This window comes from Kocuria sp. CPCC 204721 (genome assembly GCF_040980945.1).
Taxonomy (GTDB): Bacteria; Actinomycetota; Actinomycetes; order Actinomycetales; family Micrococcaceae; genus Kocuria; species Kocuria marina.
Map to the genome: position 1 here is coordinate 1 of NZ_JAVKPO010000025.1, position 15,369 is coordinate 15,369.

14 protein-coding genes are annotated in these 15,369 nt (G+C 67.9%); 12 read left to right on the forward strand and 2 right to left on the reverse strand.

The features are described 5' to 3' along the window. Nucleotides 1-745 precede the first annotated feature (745 nt). The 5 genes from RF637_RS13275 (at nt 746) to RF637_RS13295 (ending at nt 5,943) form a co-directional block, all read left to right on the forward strand. Nucleotides 746-1,324, forward strand: a complete 579-nt coding sequence (locus RF637_RS13275) for a GNAT family N-acetyltransferase (RefSeq protein WP_368845091.1) — start codon at nt 746-748, stop codon at nt 1,322-1,324. A 190-nt stretch (nt 1,325-1,514) separates the two neighbouring features. Further along, nucleotides 1,515-2,693 carry a glycoside hydrolase family 76 protein gene (locus RF637_RS13280; protein WP_368845092.1) on the forward strand — a complete coding sequence of 393 codons (1,179 nt, stop codon included), beginning with the start codon at nt 1,515-1,517 and terminating at the stop codon, nt 2,691-2,693. A gap of 62 nt (nt 2,694-2,755) precedes the next feature. Further along, nucleotides 2,756-3,298, forward strand: a complete 543-nt coding sequence (locus tag RF637_RS13285; RefSeq protein ID WP_085108758.1) for an NUDIX hydrolase family protein — start codon at nt 2,756-2,758, stop codon at nt 3,296-3,298. Between the two features lie 477 nt (nt 3,299-3,775). Beyond that, the gene (gene tgt / locus RF637_RS13290; protein ID WP_144997130.1) at nt 3,776-5,086 is read left to right on the forward strand and encodes a tRNA guanosine(34) transglycosylase Tgt; all 1,311 of its coding nucleotides are present in this window, start codon (nt 3,776-3,778) and stop codon (nt 5,084-5,086) included. Further along, a complete protein-coding gene (locus tag RF637_RS13295) occupies nt 5,083-5,943 on the forward strand; it encodes an MBL fold metallo-hydrolase (RefSeq protein WP_144932423.1) in 861 nt (286 codons plus the stop codon). Before tgt ends, RF637_RS13295 begins: the two co-directional genes overlap by 4 nt. Nucleotides 5,944-6,007: 64 nt before the next feature. Here the strand turns inward: RF637_RS13295 and RF637_RS13300 are convergent, their stop codons facing one another. Further along, a complete protein-coding gene (locus tag RF637_RS13300; RefSeq protein ID WP_312795121.1) occupies nt 6,008-6,649 on the reverse strand; it encodes a queuosine precursor transporter in 642 nt (213 codons plus the stop codon). Nucleotides 6,650-6,875: 226 nt separating this feature from the next. Here RF637_RS13300 and RF637_RS13305 point away from each other — a divergent pair, with 226 nt between their 5' ends. From RF637_RS13305 to RF637_RS13335, 7 genes are all read left to right on the forward strand, one after another. Next, nucleotides 6,876-7,703, forward strand: coding sequence for a hydroxymethylpyrimidine/phosphomethylpyrimidine kinase (locus RF637_RS13305; RefSeq protein ID WP_368845093.1), 828 nt, complete (start codon nt 6,876-6,878; stop codon nt 7,701-7,703). Between the two features lie 151 nt (nt 7,704-7,854). Then, on the forward strand, nt 7,855-8,520 hold the full coding sequence (locus RF637_RS13310; protein WP_064846550.1) for a TetR/AcrR family transcriptional regulator: 666 nt from the start codon (nt 7,855-7,857) through the stop codon (nt 8,518-8,520). A 153-nt stretch (nt 8,521-8,673) separates the two neighbouring features. Further along, the gene (locus tag RF637_RS13315; protein ID WP_098053504.1) at nt 8,674-8,967 is read left to right on the forward strand and encodes a type II toxin-antitoxin system VapB family antitoxin; all 294 of its coding nucleotides are present in this window, start codon (nt 8,674-8,676) and stop codon (nt 8,965-8,967) included. 126 nt (nt 8,968-9,093) lie between these two features. After that, the gene (locus tag RF637_RS13320; RefSeq protein WP_368845094.1) at nt 9,094-10,347 is read left to right on the forward strand and encodes an endonuclease/exonuclease/phosphatase family protein; all 1,254 of its coding nucleotides are present in this window, start codon (nt 9,094-9,096) and stop codon (nt 10,345-10,347) included. Between the two features lie 177 nt (nt 10,348-10,524). After that, entirely contained in the window at nt 10,525-12,480 is a 1,956-nt protein-coding gene (locus RF637_RS13325) for an ExeM/NucH family extracellular endonuclease (RefSeq protein ID WP_368845095.1), read from the forward strand. A 63-nt stretch (nt 12,481-12,543) separates the two neighbouring features. Then, nucleotides 12,544-12,915, forward strand: a complete 372-nt coding sequence (locus RF637_RS13330; RefSeq protein WP_368845096.1) for a hypothetical protein — start codon at nt 12,544-12,546, stop codon at nt 12,913-12,915. 170 nt (nt 12,916-13,085) lie between these two features. After that, a complete protein-coding gene (locus tag RF637_RS13335; protein ID WP_085108731.1) occupies nt 13,086-13,478 on the forward strand; it encodes a hypothetical protein in 393 nt (130 codons plus the stop codon). A gap of 377 nt (nt 13,479-13,855) precedes the next feature. Here RF637_RS13335 and RF637_RS13340 read toward each other — a convergent pair whose 3' ends face one another. Next, nucleotides 13,856-14,911 carry a virulence RhuM family protein gene (locus RF637_RS13340; RefSeq protein ID WP_068469292.1) on the reverse strand — a complete coding sequence of 352 codons (1,056 nt, stop codon included), beginning with the start codon at nt 14,909-14,911 and terminating at the stop codon, nt 13,856-13,858. Nucleotides 14,912-15,369 lie beyond the last annotated feature (458 nt).

The following is a 15,369-nucleotide window of genomic DNA, read 5'->3' on the forward strand; positions in this document are numbered from 1 at the left end:
CCGTGAACGGTCGCCTCGAGCACCTGCGTGGCCTGGCCCTCGGCTTCCGCAACCTCACCAACTACATCGCCAGATCGCTCCTGGAGACCGGCGGGTTCAGGCCGCGACTACACCCTGGATCCTGAAGAGCCCTTTTTATGCCCCTATCAGCCATTTCTCCGAGCGGGTACCCGCAACAGGTGCGAGGCCGGCTCCACGGTCAACCATCCTGGGTTTGATTCCAATCCTGCCACTAACTAAGAAGAATCAGGATCACGTCCAGTGTGTACTCTCGAAGCTTTAGCGACCACGCGGTGCGGATGGCGTTGGGCCACAGGGCCGCCCGAAGGTGTTCGCGTCTCGCGGCGGTGTTGGCATTGTGCTATCCGTTAGGTTTCGGGAAAGACGCCTAACGGATGCGGATCCGAAAATATGGTGGGGTACAGTCCGAAGAAATGGTTTCTTTAATAGGAACGGTGGGTGAATTCCTCGGTTATGCGATGGTCGAGGCGCTCAAGAGGTGGCGCAAGACCGAGTTGATCTATTCGACAGCTACCTATATCTCGGTTTCAGCGGTCGTGCTGGCCACGGTGGAGTGGGTGCGGTGTGGGGCAACGCGCGTCTGCGCAAGGCCGTGGACTGCGCCACACCAGAAGGAGCGGAGGCGGCCTACCATGAGAACCGGAATCAGATGCTGGTATCGGTCTAACCTCCGGAAGCTAACCCAGGGAGGTTCACCGGTGGCCCATCCTGCCATGCTTGGCCGGTGGCCATCGACACCATCGAACACCGCGACGGCAACGCCGTGCGCCGGATCCTCGAAGCACTCCCGGAGTGGTTCGGAATTCCCGAAGCCATCGACGGCTATGCCGCGGACGCCGCGGATGACAGCTACGGAAGTCCTATGGCCCTCGATGACGGAGCGCCCGTGGGAGTCGTTCTCACCCGACGCCACTTCCCCGAATCCGCGGAGATCCACCTCATGGCCGTCCATCCGGACGTGCGTGGGACCGGTATTGGCAGGCGTCTCGTGGAATGGGTGGTGGACGATCTGTCCGCCGATGGCTGCACGCTGCTCTCCGTGCACCCGGTGGGGCCGTCCTTCGAGAACGCCCCCTATGCCCAGACCCGGGCCTTCTACACCAGGATGGGTTTCCTTCCCCTGGAAGAGCACGAGGACCTCGAATGGCCGGGCCCCACGCTCATCCTGGTCCGGGCCTTGCCCGCGACAGGCCGAGGCCACGCTGAGAACCAGGACCACACCCAGGGGACATCAGCACCACCAACCAACGGGGCAGGCGGCGTTGGTGAGAGCGAGATGTCGGGGAATCGATGGGGCCCATGACGCGAGTGTATGGGGAGGTGCTCAGGGATCCGCGCACGCCCCGACGCGAATTCCTAGTGGAGTAAAAGCACCCCACCACGGGGAAAAGCTGCGATAACTCAGAAAAGGCAGCGGGGGCACCGGGCGAGCCGCAGCAGCACCGGGCGATAAACTCCTCACACACCCCACCCGTCCTCCCAGGAGCCCCGCGATGTCCGAATCCCCCGCCCACCGCGCCGCGAAGGCCGCGCACTCCGTGGACCACCTGTTCGGTGCGCGGGCGCTGCGCATGCCGGGCACGTACCTGGGGGCTGTCGCATTCCCGCGCCCGTGGCGGGGGCCGTGGCACTACTGGTGGCAGGCCCATTTGCTGGACGCGTTCGTGGACGCCGCGGCCCGCGAGCGCCACGCCGGCAACCAGGACACCGCTGAGCTGGCCCGCTCCCGCGCGCATCGGTTGCTGCGGGGCATCGCCGTGCACAGCGGCGGGCGGGTGACCAACAACGTGTTCTTCGACGACATGGCTTGGCTGGCCCTCGCCCTGGGGCGCCTGCGTGACGAGAACCTCGCCGCCACGGGCCGCACATCGCGCGCGGTGCAGGACGACGGCGCTGCTCTGGCCACGCGCCTCGCCTCCGGTTGCGACGACACCATGGGCGGCGGTGCGTGGTGGAACACCACACGGGACTACAAGAACACGGCGTCTACCGCCCCGGTGGCGCTGACATTCCTACGCATGCACCGCACTGCCGAGGCTCGCGCACTGCTCACGTGGTTGTTCGACACCCTCTTCGACGCCGAGCGCGGCGTGTTCCTGGACGGCATCCGCATGGCCGCGGCGGGCTCCGGGAAGGAGATCACGTCCATGGACCCGCACGTCTACACCTACAACAGCGGCCCGGCCCTCGGTGCGGCCCTCGAGCTCGCGGAGGTCACCGCGGACCCCGCCGAGCGCGCACTGTGGCTCGACCGGGCGGCACGGCTCGTCCACGGCGCGGCCCGGGAGTTCACGGTCCCCGGCCCCCACGGTGCACCCGTGTTGCGCGGCCAGGGCGGCGGTGACGCCGGGCTGTTCACGGGCATCCTGGTGCGCTACCTGGGCGAAGCCGCGTCGTCGTCGTTGCTGGACGACGACGCTCGGGCCACCGCCCGCGCGCTCGTCACCGACACCGCGGACGCCCTGTGGGACGGGCGTCGGGAATTCGATCCGAACGAGGACTTCACGGTGCCCGCCGCGGTGCGAACGGTGGGCGAGACGGTCGCGGTGTTCTCCCCCGAACCGGCGCAGCACGCGAACCAGGCGCAGCGGGCCGGCGCCCCGGTGGAACTCAGCACGCAGGTGCAGGCGTGGACCGTACTGGAAACCGCCGCGCGTTCGGCTGATCGCTGAACTCGGCCGCTGACGCCGCAGATTCCTGGCCCGCGGGGGCGTCACGACGGTAGAAACGAACCATGAGTTCAGTACGCACCCCGGACCCCAACCCTGGCTGGCTCAGCGAGGACGACCTCAATCGTGCCCGCGCGTCCCTGCCGATCGTGTACGTACAGGCCATCCCCGTGCGCCTGGACCCGCTCGGGTGCCTGTCCGAGATCGGGTTGTTGCTCACGCCCAACGACGAGGGCCGCATGGTGCGCACGTTCGTCTCGGGACGCGTGATGTACCGCGAGACGGTGCGCGCGGCGCTGCTGCGTCACCTCGAGAAGGACCTGGGACCGCTCGCCATGCCGCAGATGCCGTCCACCACGGTCCCGTTCGCGGTGTCCGAGTTCTTCCCGTCCCCGTCCGAGACCGGGCTGACCGACGACCGGCAGCACGCGGTGGCGCTGAGCTACATCGTCCCCGTGCGCGGTGAGTGCGAGCCCCGTCAGGACGCCCTGCAGTTGTCGTGGATGACCCCGGACGAGGCGCTGTCCACGGATGTCCAGGACGAGTTCGAGGGCGGACGCGAGGACCTCATCCGCCAGGCGATCGCCCACGCGGGATGGGGCCGCTGAACAGCGGATGATCTGCCCGGAGGGCGTCACGTGCCCCCGTTGGCCGCTTGCCGCATGAGCGGGATCGCCTGGGTGTCCGCCGCGACCATGGCCCAGTAGCTGGGGGGACAGCCCGCTGAGGCTGCCCAGGATGCCGGCCACACCCGTGGCCAGGAAAAACCGACCGGCGTGGGCCCGCAGCTGTCCCGTGGCCAGCCCATGATGTTCCGGGACGGGCATCACCGGTTCCGACGCCCCCAGGTTGGACAGCAACACACCGAGCATCACGCATGCTGTGATGAGAACCCCCGCCTGGGTCTGGTGCGTGAACCGCGCGCGGATGAGCTCGTTGCGCGCGTAGATGGAGGTGAAGGCACGGACGGCGGGGCCCTGAAGAATTCTGTGACCTGACTCACCGGATTGCGCTCGTTCTTTCGGCATCGGGTGGAGGGGACACCGCATTGTCTCTCGCTTTCGCGCAACCGGCACAATGGTGTGGTGTCCAGCACCGAATCCCCCTCCCCGTTCACCTTCCGGCTCCACACGCGCCTGCGTGATTCTCCCGTTCCGCAGCAGCGCATCCGGGACAATGGCGGCCAGTTCCAGGCCCGCACGGGCACCATCACCACGCCGCACGGCCCGATCCGTACCCCGGCGTTCATCCCGGTGGCCACGCAGGCCGCCGTGAAGGCCGTGCTCCCGGAGTCCATGGCGGCGGAGGGCGCCCAGGCGATGCTGGCCAACGCGTACCACCTGTTCCTCGAGCCGGGCGACGACATCCTGGACGCCGCCGGCGGGCTGGGCACCTTCATGAACTGGCCCGGCCCCACGTTCACCGATTCGGGCGGGTTCCAGGTGATGTCCCTGGGTTCGGGGCTCGGCAAGGTCATCGACATGTCCGCGCTCACACCGTCCCCTGGGGGCGCACAGCCCGCCCCCGGGCACAAGCGCATGGCGCGCGTGGACGACGACGGCGTGTGGTTCCGTTCCTACCTCAACGGGGACCTGCACCGGTTCACGCCGGAGGTCTCCATGCGGGTGCAGCACAACATCGGCGCGGACATCATGTTCGCGTTCGACGAGCTCACGACGCTCCACGATTCCCGCGAGTACCAGGAGGACGCCCTGGAACGCACCCGCAAGTGGGCCCTGCGCTGCGTGGCCGAACACTGCCGACTCACCGAGGCCCGCCCGGACAAGCCCTACCAGGCGCTGTTCGGGGTGATCCAGGGCGCCCAGTACGAAGACCTACGGCGCATGGCCTGCCGGGACCTGGCCGAGATGGGCTTCGACGGGTTCGGGATCGGGGGTGCCCTGGAGAAACGTCAGCTGGGGACCATTGTGCGGTGGTGCACGGAAGAACTGCCCGAGGAGACCCCCAAGCACCTGCTGGGCATCTCCGAACCGGACGACATCTTCACCGCGATCGACAATGGCGTGGACACCTTCGACTGCGTCTCCCCCACTCGCGTGGCCCGCTCGTCGGCCGTCTACTCCCCCGATGGCCGGTTCAACCTCACGAACATCCGCTTCAAACGCGACTTCACGCCCATCTCGGACACGTGCCCGTGCTACACGTGCACCCACTACACCCGCGCGTACCTGCGTCACCTGTTCAAGGCCAAGGAGCGCAACGCCGCAACACTCGCGTCCATCCACAACGAGCGCTTCATCCTGGACCTCGTCTCCGGCGCGCGGGACGCCATCGACGCGGGGACGTACTTCGACTACCGTGACGATTTCCTGGCGAGGTACTACGGCGCGCCGTCGACCTCCCCTGTTCCTTCCGAAACGGGAGGCCCGCGATGAGCGACCCCAAGCCCGTGCACGCCACCCCAGGTGTCCTGCGCCGCGTGAGCGCGTGCGCCGGCGTGGTGCTCGCGCCCAATCCCGGGCCCATGACCCTCGACGGCACCAACACGTGGATCCTCTCCGCCCCAGGGGACGGCCCGGAGCACCCGAACTACGGCCACCACCCGTCCGCGCAGGGCCGGGGCGAGTGGCCCGGACCGGACGTCGTCGTCGTGGATCCCGGACCCCTGGACGAGGCGCACCTGCAGGCGGTCGCGGCGACCGGGACCGTGGTGCTGATCCTCGTGACGCACCGCCACGGGGATCACACGGACGGCATCGACCGACTCCACGAGATCACCGGTGCGCCCGTGCGTGCGGCCCTGCCCGAGTTCTGCCGGGACAGCGGCGAGCCCCTGCGGGACGGCGACTGCATCCTGGCCGCGGGCGTGAGCATCCGCGTGCTGGCCACCCCCGGGCACACCTCCGACTCCGTGTGCTTCCGGTTGCCCCACGACGAGCCGGAGACGGTCATCACCGGGGACACCGTGCTGGGGCGCGGTTCCACCATGATCGACCACCCGGACGGTTCCCTGGGCGACTATCTGCGCTCCCTCGAACTGCTCGGGCAACGCTCGGGCGCCACGGTGCTACCTGCTCACGGCGCACCCCTGCCGGATCTGCAGGAGGTGTGCGAGGAACTCACGGAGCACCGGCTCGAACGCCTGGATCAGGTGCGGGAGATCGTCGCCGGACTCGGCCGCGACGCGAGCGTCGAGGCGATCACGGACGCCGTCTACACCGACGTCCCCGCCGGGGTACGGCGCGCCGCGGAGCGCTCCATCGCCGCGCAGCTCGCCTACCTGGGGTACTGACCCGGGGGCACCTCGCCTACGTGGGCTCCCGAGCCGGGGGCACGACGACGCCGCTCGCGCCCCGCTACCGCGCGTTCGCCTCCTCGAGGGCGCGCGTGTCGTAGCCGGGTTCGCGGCGCTTGATCCAGCCGATCACCGCGTACGTGACCGGCATGATCAAGACCTCCACGAGGACCTTGTAGACATAGCCCACCAGGACGTAGTTGAAGAACGCGGACCACGAGTCGATCCCGATGATGGGAGCGGCGATCGAGCAGAAGATCACGGTGTCCACGAGTTCGCCCACCATGGTGGAGGAGATCAGCCGCGCCCACAGGTGCTTCTCCTTGGTGCGTTCCTTGACCTTGACCATCACGTATGCGTTGAGCAGCTGACCCACCAGGTAACCCAGCAGGGAACCCGCCACGATCAGCGGAACCGGGCCCAGCACCGTCTCGAACGCGCTCTGGTTCTCGTAGAAGGGCGCCGGCGGCAGGATGATCACGATCCAGAATACCAGGGAGGAGAACGCCCCGAAGAAGAAGGACGTGATGATCGCCTTGCGTGCGGCCCGGAAACCGTAGACCTCGGAGACCACGTCCCCCAACACGTAGGCCAGTGGGAACAGGAAGAACCCGCCGTCCGTGATGATGGGGCCGAACTGCACGCCCTTGGTCGCGCCGATGTTGGAGAGCACCAGGATCACGCAGTACGCGGCCAGGATCACGTCGAAGTACGTCCGGGGGCGGCGCGCGAAGAGGGACTGTCGTTCGCCCTGCGCGAGCGCGGCGGTGCGGGAGGAGGAAGTGTGGGGCGGGGTGGCGTCAGACACGGGTGTCCTTGGGATGTACGGAAGGGTCAGGGACGTCGTCTGCCACCCGGCGTCGAGCCCAGTGTAATGGGGTGGTGCGCCGAGTCGCGGGCACGTCCCGTGCGGGAGCACAATAGCGTGCATGAGCGAAACCACACGTAACCAACCGCCCGTTGCCATAACCGTCGCGGGCTCCGAGGCCACCGGCGGCGCCGGGGCGCTCGCGGACATCAAGACCTTCACGTCCCTGGGAGTCTTCGGATCGCTCGCGCTGACGTGCATCGTGGCGTTCGATCCCGAGAACGACTGGGGCCACCGCCTCACGCCCGTGGACCAGCAGACCCTGGCGAACCAGCTGCAGACCATTTCCGCGGCGTACGACCTGGACGCTGTGAAGATCGGCATGCTGGGTTCACCGGACACGATCCACACGGTCGCCACGGCCATGAAGGACCTCGCGCCCCGCCACCTGGTGCTGGACCCGGTGCTGATCTGCAAGGGCCAGGAACCGGGCGCCGCACTGGACACCGATCAGGCGCTCAAGGCACAGATGCTGCCCCTGGCCACGTTCGTGACCCCCAACCACTTCGAGTCCCTGTCCCTATCCGGGATGAAGGAGATCAACGACGTGGAGGACCTCAAGGAGGCGGCCCAGCGCATCCACGACTCCTCCGGGGCCACCGTGCTCGCGAAGGGTGGCGTGCGGCTCTCCGGCCCGGACGCCGTGGACGTGTTCTACGACGGCTCCACGCTTGAGGTGCTGTCCGAACCCAAGGTGGGCGAGGTCCCGGTCTCGGGCGCCGGCTGCTCGTTGGCCGCGGCCGTCACCGCAGAGCTGGCCAAGGGCGCCTCCCCGCTCGACGCCGCCCGCACCGCCAAGAGTTTCGTCTCCGCCGGCATCCGGCACCGGCTGGGATCCCACCTGCCGTTCGACTCCCTGTGGCAGGGCGGGCTCGCTGCCGAGGCCTGACCGAACACCGGCGACGAAGTTCCTGAAAGCCCGCGGGGAATGCCCTGAAGTAAGGGGCATTCCCCGCGGTCATGCGGTGGAATGGGGGAAGAACACACACGGCCCGTCAGCGCCCCGTCCTTTTGCTGACAGAATCAGGTAAGGTGTCGTCATGCCCCGCATCACCGCTTCCAGTAATGCCGCCCAGCGCGAGCGCACGCAGCGTGCCGTTCTCGACGCGTTCGGGGACCTGCTGTACAGCAACGGGCTCACCGATCTGACCATGACCCAGGTGGCCAAGACCGCCGGGGTGGGGCGCACCGCGGTGTACAACTACTTCGCGGACATGGGCGAACTGCTCGTGGCCTACGCCCTGGACAAGACCGAGCGCTTCGTCTCGGACCTGCATCGAGAACTCGCCGCGGTGGAAAACCCCGTAGACCAGTTGGGCGTGTACGTGCGGTTCCAGATCGAGGACCTCAGCCGCCGGCACCTGCCTCCCGGCCAGGCCATGCGCACCGTGTTGTCCCCGGAGGACTTCGCCAAGCTCGGCGAGCACGTGCAGCAACTGCAGTCCCTCCTCGCGTCCATCCTGCAGCGCGCCATGGACGAGGGCTACCTCCCGGAGGGCGACACCGACGAGCTGTCCGACCTGGTCCACGGCTCCCTCACCTCCACGGCGGATCGCAGCAAGTCGGTGCAGAGCGAGCGCGCCCAGCGCGAACGCACCCTGGCCACGGTCCGGTTCATCCAGCGGGGTCTGGGCGCCCAGTTCGACGCCGACTCCCGCCCCGTGCGCCTGCCCTCGCAGCCGCCCGCGCTGAGCGCGGTCTCCTGATCCCGAGCCCGGCCCCTCCGTCGGGTCCGGTCGACTTGCCCAGACGCCTGCCGCCTGCTGCAGCACGGGGAGCCTTCAGCCCGGCCGACGACACCTACCCGCCACGTACGCCCCGGTTCTGCGGACCGGGGCGTACGGCTTTAGGGTGAATCCATGATTTTCAAGGCCGTGGGAGACGATCGCCCCTATCCGGACCACGGTCTGGTCACGCCCTCCGACTGGTCCAAGGTGGCCCCGCAGCAGGTCCGCCTGGGGGATCTGGTGACCACGACCTCCACCCTGAACCTGGCCACCCTCCTGGACTCGGACTGCACCTTCTACGGGGACCTCTTCCCCCACGTGGTGTCCTGGCGGGGAACCCTTTACCTCGAGGACGGTGTGCACCGGGCCCTGCGCACGGCCCTGCACCACCGTTCCGTGATCCATGCGCGGGTCCTGGAGCTCTGACCGCGCCGTCGCACGAGCCTTCGCGGCGCACGTAGCACGGACCACCAAATCTTCACTTTCCCGCCACGACCTGGTCGTTCGGCCTCCCTACCCTCGGGTCATCTCGCTCTGACCTGGAGGTTTGCCATGCGTCTGCGTTCTCGTACCGCTGTTGTCTCGGCCGCGGCACTGGCCGGAGTCCTCGCCGTGACCACCGTGGCACCGGCCGCGGCGGGGGAAGGCCCGCGAGCGGCGTCGTCGTCCAAAGGACACGAAAGCCGGGACAAGCACGGACTGCGCGTGGCCACGTACAACGCGTCCCTGAACCGGGGCGAGCAGGGGCAATTGCTGCGGGACCTGTCCACACCGGACAACCAGCAGGCCCGGAACATCGCCCAGGTCATCCAGGTCAACGACCCGGACATCGTGCTGCTCAACGAGTTCGACTACGTCCCGGGCGGACGCGCCGCGCGGGCGTTCCGCGACAACTACCTGGCGGTGAGCCAGAACGGCCACGCGCCCGTGGACTACCCCTACCACTACGTGGCGCCGGTGAACACGGGCGTGCCGTCCGGTCTGGACCTCAACCAGGACGGCACGGTGGGCGGACCGGACGACGCCTGGGGCTTCGGGTTGTTCCCGGGCCAGTACGGCATGGTGATCTACTCCAAGTACCCGATCGCCCGGGATCGGGTCCGCACGTTCCAGCACTTCCGGTGGCAGGACATGCCCGGCAACCGCCTGCCCACCGACTACTACACGCCGGAGCAGGCTGCGCAGTTGCGGCTGTCCTCCAAGTCCCACTGGGACGTCCCCGTGCGCGTGGGCCACAAGACCGTGCACGTGCTGGCCGCGCACCCCACGCCGCCCAGCTTCGACGGCCCCGAGGACCGTAACGGGCGCCGGAACAACGACGAGATCCGGTTCTGGGCCGATTACGTCACGGGCACCAAGTCGGCGCGCTACATCTACGACGACGCCGGGCGGCGCGGCGGTCTGCCCCGCGGCGAGCGCTTCGTGATCGTGGGCGACTACAACTCGGACCCGAACGACGGCGATTCCTTCCCGGGTGCCGCGCGGCAGCTGCTCGACAACTCCCGGGTGCGCGATCCGCAGCCCACGTCCACGGGCGCCGTGGTGGCGAGCGCGCGCCAGGGCGGCGCCAACCGGACGCACGTGACGCGCCCGGCACTCGACACCGCGGACTTCTCGGACGATCCCGCCCCCGGGAACCTGCGGGTGGACTACGCGTTGCCGTCCAAGAACCTGCCCCTGCTCGACGCCGGTGTCTTCTGGCCCGCTCCGGGCCGGCCCGGTTCCGAGCTGACCGGTGACTACCCATTCCCGACTTCCGACCACCGCCTCGTGTGGGTGGACGTCAAGGTCCCGGGCAGGCGCTGATCCTCGCACGACGGCGCGTTGCGGGTCTTCGTGTGAAGCGCCGCCCGCTTCCGTCACCGTCTGTCACGCACCCCCTGTTCCCGCCCCCCTGTTTTCGCATCCTCTGTTTGCGTAACCCCGCCCCGGGGCGTGCGATCCCGATCCCCCACCCGACAAACCCTCGACTGGAGACCCCTCATGCCCGTGACATCACCCCTGTTCAGCCTGCGGACCCGCATCGCGACCGTGTCCTCCGGCGCGCTCCTGCTGTGCGGCGGCCTGGCCGCAACACCCGCGATGGCCACCCCCGCGCCTTCCGGTTCCACCGGGACCGTGTCGATCGCTCAGATCCAGGGCACCGGGGACGAGACGCCCCTGAAGGGCCAGACGGTCACCACCGAGCCCTCCGTCGTCACCGCCGTGTACCCGGGTGATCCGGGGACCCTGGGCGGATTCGTGATCCAGACCCCCGGAACCGGTGGGCACGTGGACACCTCCCGGGCCTCGAACGCCGTGTTCGTGTACACGGGCGCGACCCAGTCCACGGTCGCCGTGGGTGACCGGGTACAGGTCACGGGTGTGGCCGGGGAGTTCAAGGGCCTGACCCAGCTCGCGGGCAACGTGGAGGTCACTCCGGTGCGGGACGAGCTCCCCGCAGTGAAGCCCGTGACGAACAACTGGGCGTCCACCGCCGCGAACCGCGAGAACCTCGAATCCATGCTCTACCTGCCCAAGGAGAAGTTCCGGGTCTCCGACACCTACGGCGTGGGCCGCTACGGTGAGCTGGGCCTGTCCGCGGGCAAGGAGCTGCCCGCCCAACCCACTCAGGTGGCACGCCCGAACAGTCCCGAGGCGCGCGCCCAGGCACAGCGCAATGACGCCATCTCGGTCACATTGGACGACGGCACCAACCGGGGCTTCGCGGCCTCGCCCACCCAGGAAACCCGCCAGGTCCCGTACCTGACCCCCGAGAACCCCGTGGCCGTGGGCGACACCGCGCGGATCACCGCCCCGGTGATCGTGGACTTCCGCTTCGACAAGTGGCGCCTGCAGCCCACCGCCCCGGTGGTCCCGGGCAAGGAACCGGCCCGGTTCTCCGGCTCGGCGGACCCCAAGCCGGGGGTGGGTGGACAGGTGCGGATCGCGTCCTTCAACGTGCTGAACTACTTCACCACCGTGGGGCAGGACAAGGGCTGCCGCGGCGGGAACTACTCCACGGACGGCACGTACAACGTGGCGCAGGGCTGTGACGCGCGCGGGGCCTACGACCGCGCGGACTTCGAGCGCCAGCAGGCCAAGACGGTCTCGGCGATCAACAAGGTGGATGCCTCCGTGGTCGGGCTCATGGAGGTCGAGAACTCCGCGAAGCTCGGCGAGCCCAAGGACGAGGCGCTCGCCTCCCTGGTCAAGGCGCTGAACAAGGCGGCCGGCTACACCAAGTGGGCCCACGTCCCCGTGGCGGATTCCGAGCTGCAGCCGGTCGCAGAGCAGGACTTCATCACCAACGCGATCATCTACCAGCCCCGCGAGGTCACGCAGGTGGGTCAGGCCCGGGCCCTCGGCTCCGAGGCCGTGGCCGGCGGCGCCTTCGAGAACGCGCGCACCCCGATCGCGGCCACGTTCACCGCGACCAAGGGCGGCGGCAAGCACGGCGCAGCACCCACCACGGTGGTGGTCAACCACTTCAAGTCCAAGGGCTCCGCTCCCCGCACCGGTCCCAACCGGGACACCGGTGACGGCCAGGGTGCCTGGAACGCGTCGCGCGTGGCGCAGGCGAGCGCCGTCGTCGACTGGATCCCCGAACTCACGGCCGCCGCGGGCTCCCAGGATGTGACCGTGCTCGGCGACTTCAACTCGTACGCGCAGGAGGACCCCCTGCAGGAGTTCTACCGCGCCGGGTACGCACGGGCGGCCGTGGACGACTACACGTACGTGTTCGGGGGCCAGGTGGGTTCGCTCGACCACATGCTGATCTCGCCGTCGCTCGCCAAGCGCATGACCGGCGCGGCCGCGTGGAACATCAACTCGGGCCAGTCGCCCTTGCTGCAGTACGCCCAGTACCGCACCACGGCCCTGGACTACTACGTCCCGAACGAGGTCGCCTCCTCCGACCACGACCCGTTCATCGCCGGGTTCCGGGCGGGCACGAAGTAGCCCTCCCTTCCGGTACGACGACGCCGCCCGGCCCGTTGCGCACGAACGCGGCCGGGCGGCGTCATGCTGCCAGCCCCTGCGATCTCGGAGGCGCGGGACTCCCCGGCCGCCACGGGTGGATTGGGGAACTCCGCGGACAGCAGCGACCCCTTCGGCGGGATGGCCGCGGTGACCGGTTCGCTCACGGCCGCCGAGACGTGCGAGCACATCGACGCGTTCCGGGCCAACATGCCGGGCAACGTGAGCAACGATCTCGCGGGTGCCCGCGAGGCCGTGGCGCGGCCGCGCTCGGCGGCACCGCAGGAGCTCAGCGGTAACCTGCACGGCATGAAGCAGGTGCTGTGCAACTTCGAGAACGGCAACGACCCCATGCAAGCGGTCGAGGGCAAGATGACCGGGCTGACCAACCAGTGCCGGGGCCTCGCGAACCGGTGACGGATCCGCGCAGACATGTGCGATCGTAATTATTCGGCGGATATTACTCAGGGGTCATTCCTGTTCCTATGATGTGCTCACCCCCTTGATCGGTGAGTACCGCACGGGCCGGCGGAGCTGTCATCACACGCCCGCCACGAGGTTCCTCACCCTTAACGAAGGATCCGCGCATGTCCGCCGCAACCTCCATCCGCCGCTCGGTCACGACCGGGCTCATCGCATTGTTCCTCGCCTCCGGCACCGTTGCCGTGGGCTCCTCCGCACCGGCGGAGGCCGCCGTGGTCAAGCCGTGCAAGGCCAGCATGTCCGTGACGCAGCCCCGCCAGTACACCAAGACCTCCGTGAAGGTCTCCCAGGTGGGCGCACGCGCCAACGTCACCACCACGGCCAAGTACAAGACCACCACGACCAAGAAGACCGCGGTCGCCTCAACCAAGGGCACCGCCGTGACGACCTACTCGATCGGCCGGGCCACCCTGAACCGCAAGGTGGTCGTGGACGTCGTCGCCACCTCGGGCAAGACCACGTGGAAGTGCTCCACGTCGTTCACGCCGAAGCGCTGACGCCTCGGGTGGTGGGACCCTCTCTCCCCACCTCCGATGGTGAAAATTAAGTGGAGTAAGAGCAGCCTGGCGCACGCGAGGCTGCTCTTACTCCACGAGCAATTCGACACGAGGTTCGACGGGGGGCCCACACCCACAGGCCAGAGTGCACAAACGAGAAATGCGCCCCGTGCTGACACGGGGCGCATTTCGTCGATCACAGCGCGGAGGATGGGGGATTTGAACTGCCGGGGGCCTGCCAGCATCCCGCGACCGGGAACCGCGCCAACATGCCCGTCATGGTGCCGATCGGACGGCTACAGCGGGCCGAAACAGCACCCTGAGACACCTCGCTACGTGGGCGGCGTTGCAAGGATTGTTGCAACAGATGTGTGTCGTCAGCGGGCATTTGGCCGCTTGGCGACCTCTGCGATCTGCTCCAACTCAGCCATATGCTCACGCTCGGCGACTTCTACCTCTTGAGCTTTCCGAGCCTCGTCGAACTCGCCGTAGCGGCGGTGCACCTGAGTCTCCATCGACTTCCTGGACACGCTGCCAGCGTTCGGCAGCACCTGCCGCTCGTTGAACTCGAGGAACTTGTCTACGCGCTCGGCCCAGTTCGCCATGGTCATCTGCTCCCTCCCACGCGCCCGATCCTCTGCGTAGTCGAGCAACATGGTCGTGAGTCGGTTGAGGCTAGAGACTTCTTCGTGGGTCAGGTAGTTCTTTGCGATCGTCACGTCACCTTTGCGGACGACGCCTCCCCTCCATGTGGTCAGCCCCATGTTGGGTTGAGCTGGATCCGCCCTCGCCAGGATCAGTTCCGCCGCAGTGCGCCCCGTGACGGCGTAGACGACCTTGTTCTGGACCGTGGCGAAGAACTGCTTCGCCAGCGGGTCGCTCGGCTCGTAGTCCACGGCCGTCGTGAAGACATCCTTGATCTTCTGGTAGAAGCGCTTCTCCGAGGCGCGAATGTCTCGGATCCGCTCGAGCAGCTCGTCGAAGTAGTCGAGGCCGGCAGGGTCCTTGAGACGCTCGTCGTTCATCGCGAACCCCTTGATGAGGTACTCCCGGAGTACCGTCGAGGCCCACTGCCTGAACTGAACCCCACGGTCAGATCGGACGCGATACCCAACAGCGAGGATGGCGTCGAGGCTGTAGTGGGTGGTCTGACGCCGCACCGATCGCCCACCCTCATCTTGAACACCCAAGAATTTCTTGGACGTTGCGTCAGTCGCGATCTCACCTTCGGCATAGATGTTCTTGAGGTGCTGTCGGATGTTCTCGGTCGAGGTGCCGAACAGCGCGGCGATCTGCGCTCGCGTCATCCAGACAGTTCCTTCGATGGCCCGGAGCTGAACCTCAGTTCGCCCGTCATCTGTCCGGTAGACGATGAACTCACCCTGACCAGGGGCGCCATCTTCCGTGCGGACCTCAAGTGGCTTGTCTGACATGGCCTCTCCCATCTGCTCCAACAGCTCACGTCAAGTTACAGCAGGCATACCATGCTCGGGGCTGGGCCACCAGTCACCCTGCCGGCACCCAGTGACGGCGATGTAGCGGCCCGAGTCCGGCGGGTACGTCTCCACCCTGCGCCCGCCGGCCTACCCAAAAGGGGCAAAAATGCACCCCCAAAAAGGCCCCACAGCCCCGAAAAACCGCCCCAAACGGCCCTACACCTGTGGATACAGAAGGGCCGGGGGGACATACGGTCGCCCGGGAAGGCCGCTGAGCCCCTCCCCCCACCGGCTAGGGGGTGGGGTGGTCAGCCCGCGAGGATCGGGAGCGCGCCGGCAATTATGCCTATTAGGATCCCGGCGAGGACCATGAGCCCCTGTCCTGGGACTGTCCGATAAACGGTGTGTGGGGCCCGGCGGTTCTCATCAGTGAGTGGTTCTCTCGAACCGTCCGG

Coding starts and splice junctions, on each gene's coding strand:
- RF637_RS13280 (WP_368845092.1), top strand. CDS start 1,515: ATGTCCGAATCCCCCGCCCACCGCGCCGCGAAGGCCGCGCACTCCGTG.
- RF637_RS13285 (WP_085108758.1), top strand. CDS start 2,756: ATGAGTTCAGTACGCACCCCGGACCCCAACCCTGGCTGGCTCAGCGAG.
- RF637_RS13295 (WP_144932423.1), top strand. CDS start 5,083: ATGAGCGACCCCAAGCCCGTGCACGCCACCCCAGGTGTCCTGCGCCGC.
- RF637_RS13305 (WP_368845093.1), top strand. CDS start 6,876: ATGAGCGAAACCACACGTAACCAACCGCCCGTTGCCATAACCGTCGCG.
- RF637_RS13310 (WP_064846550.1), top strand. CDS start 7,855: ATGCCCCGCATCACCGCTTCCAGTAATGCCGCCCAGCGCGAGCGCACG.
- RF637_RS13315 (WP_098053504.1), top strand. CDS start 8,674: ATGATTTTCAAGGCCGTGGGAGACGATCGCCCCTATCCGGACCACGGT.
- RF637_RS13320 (WP_368845094.1), top strand. CDS start 9,094: ATGCGTCTGCGTTCTCGTACCGCTGTTGTCTCGGCCGCGGCACTGGCC.
- RF637_RS13325 (WP_368845095.1), top strand. CDS start 10,525: ATGCCCGTGACATCACCCCTGTTCAGCCTGCGGACCCGCATCGCGACC.
- RF637_RS13330 (WP_368845096.1), top strand. CDS start 12,544: ATGCTGCCAGCCCCTGCGATCTCGGAGGCGCGGGACTCCCCGGCCGCC.
- RF637_RS13335 (WP_085108731.1), top strand. CDS start 13,086: ATGTCCGCCGCAACCTCCATCCGCCGCTCGGTCACGACCGGGCTCATC.
- RF637_RS13340 (WP_068469292.1), bottom strand. CDS start 14,911: ATGTCAGACAAGCCACTTGAGGTCCGCACGGAAGATGGCGCCCCTGGT.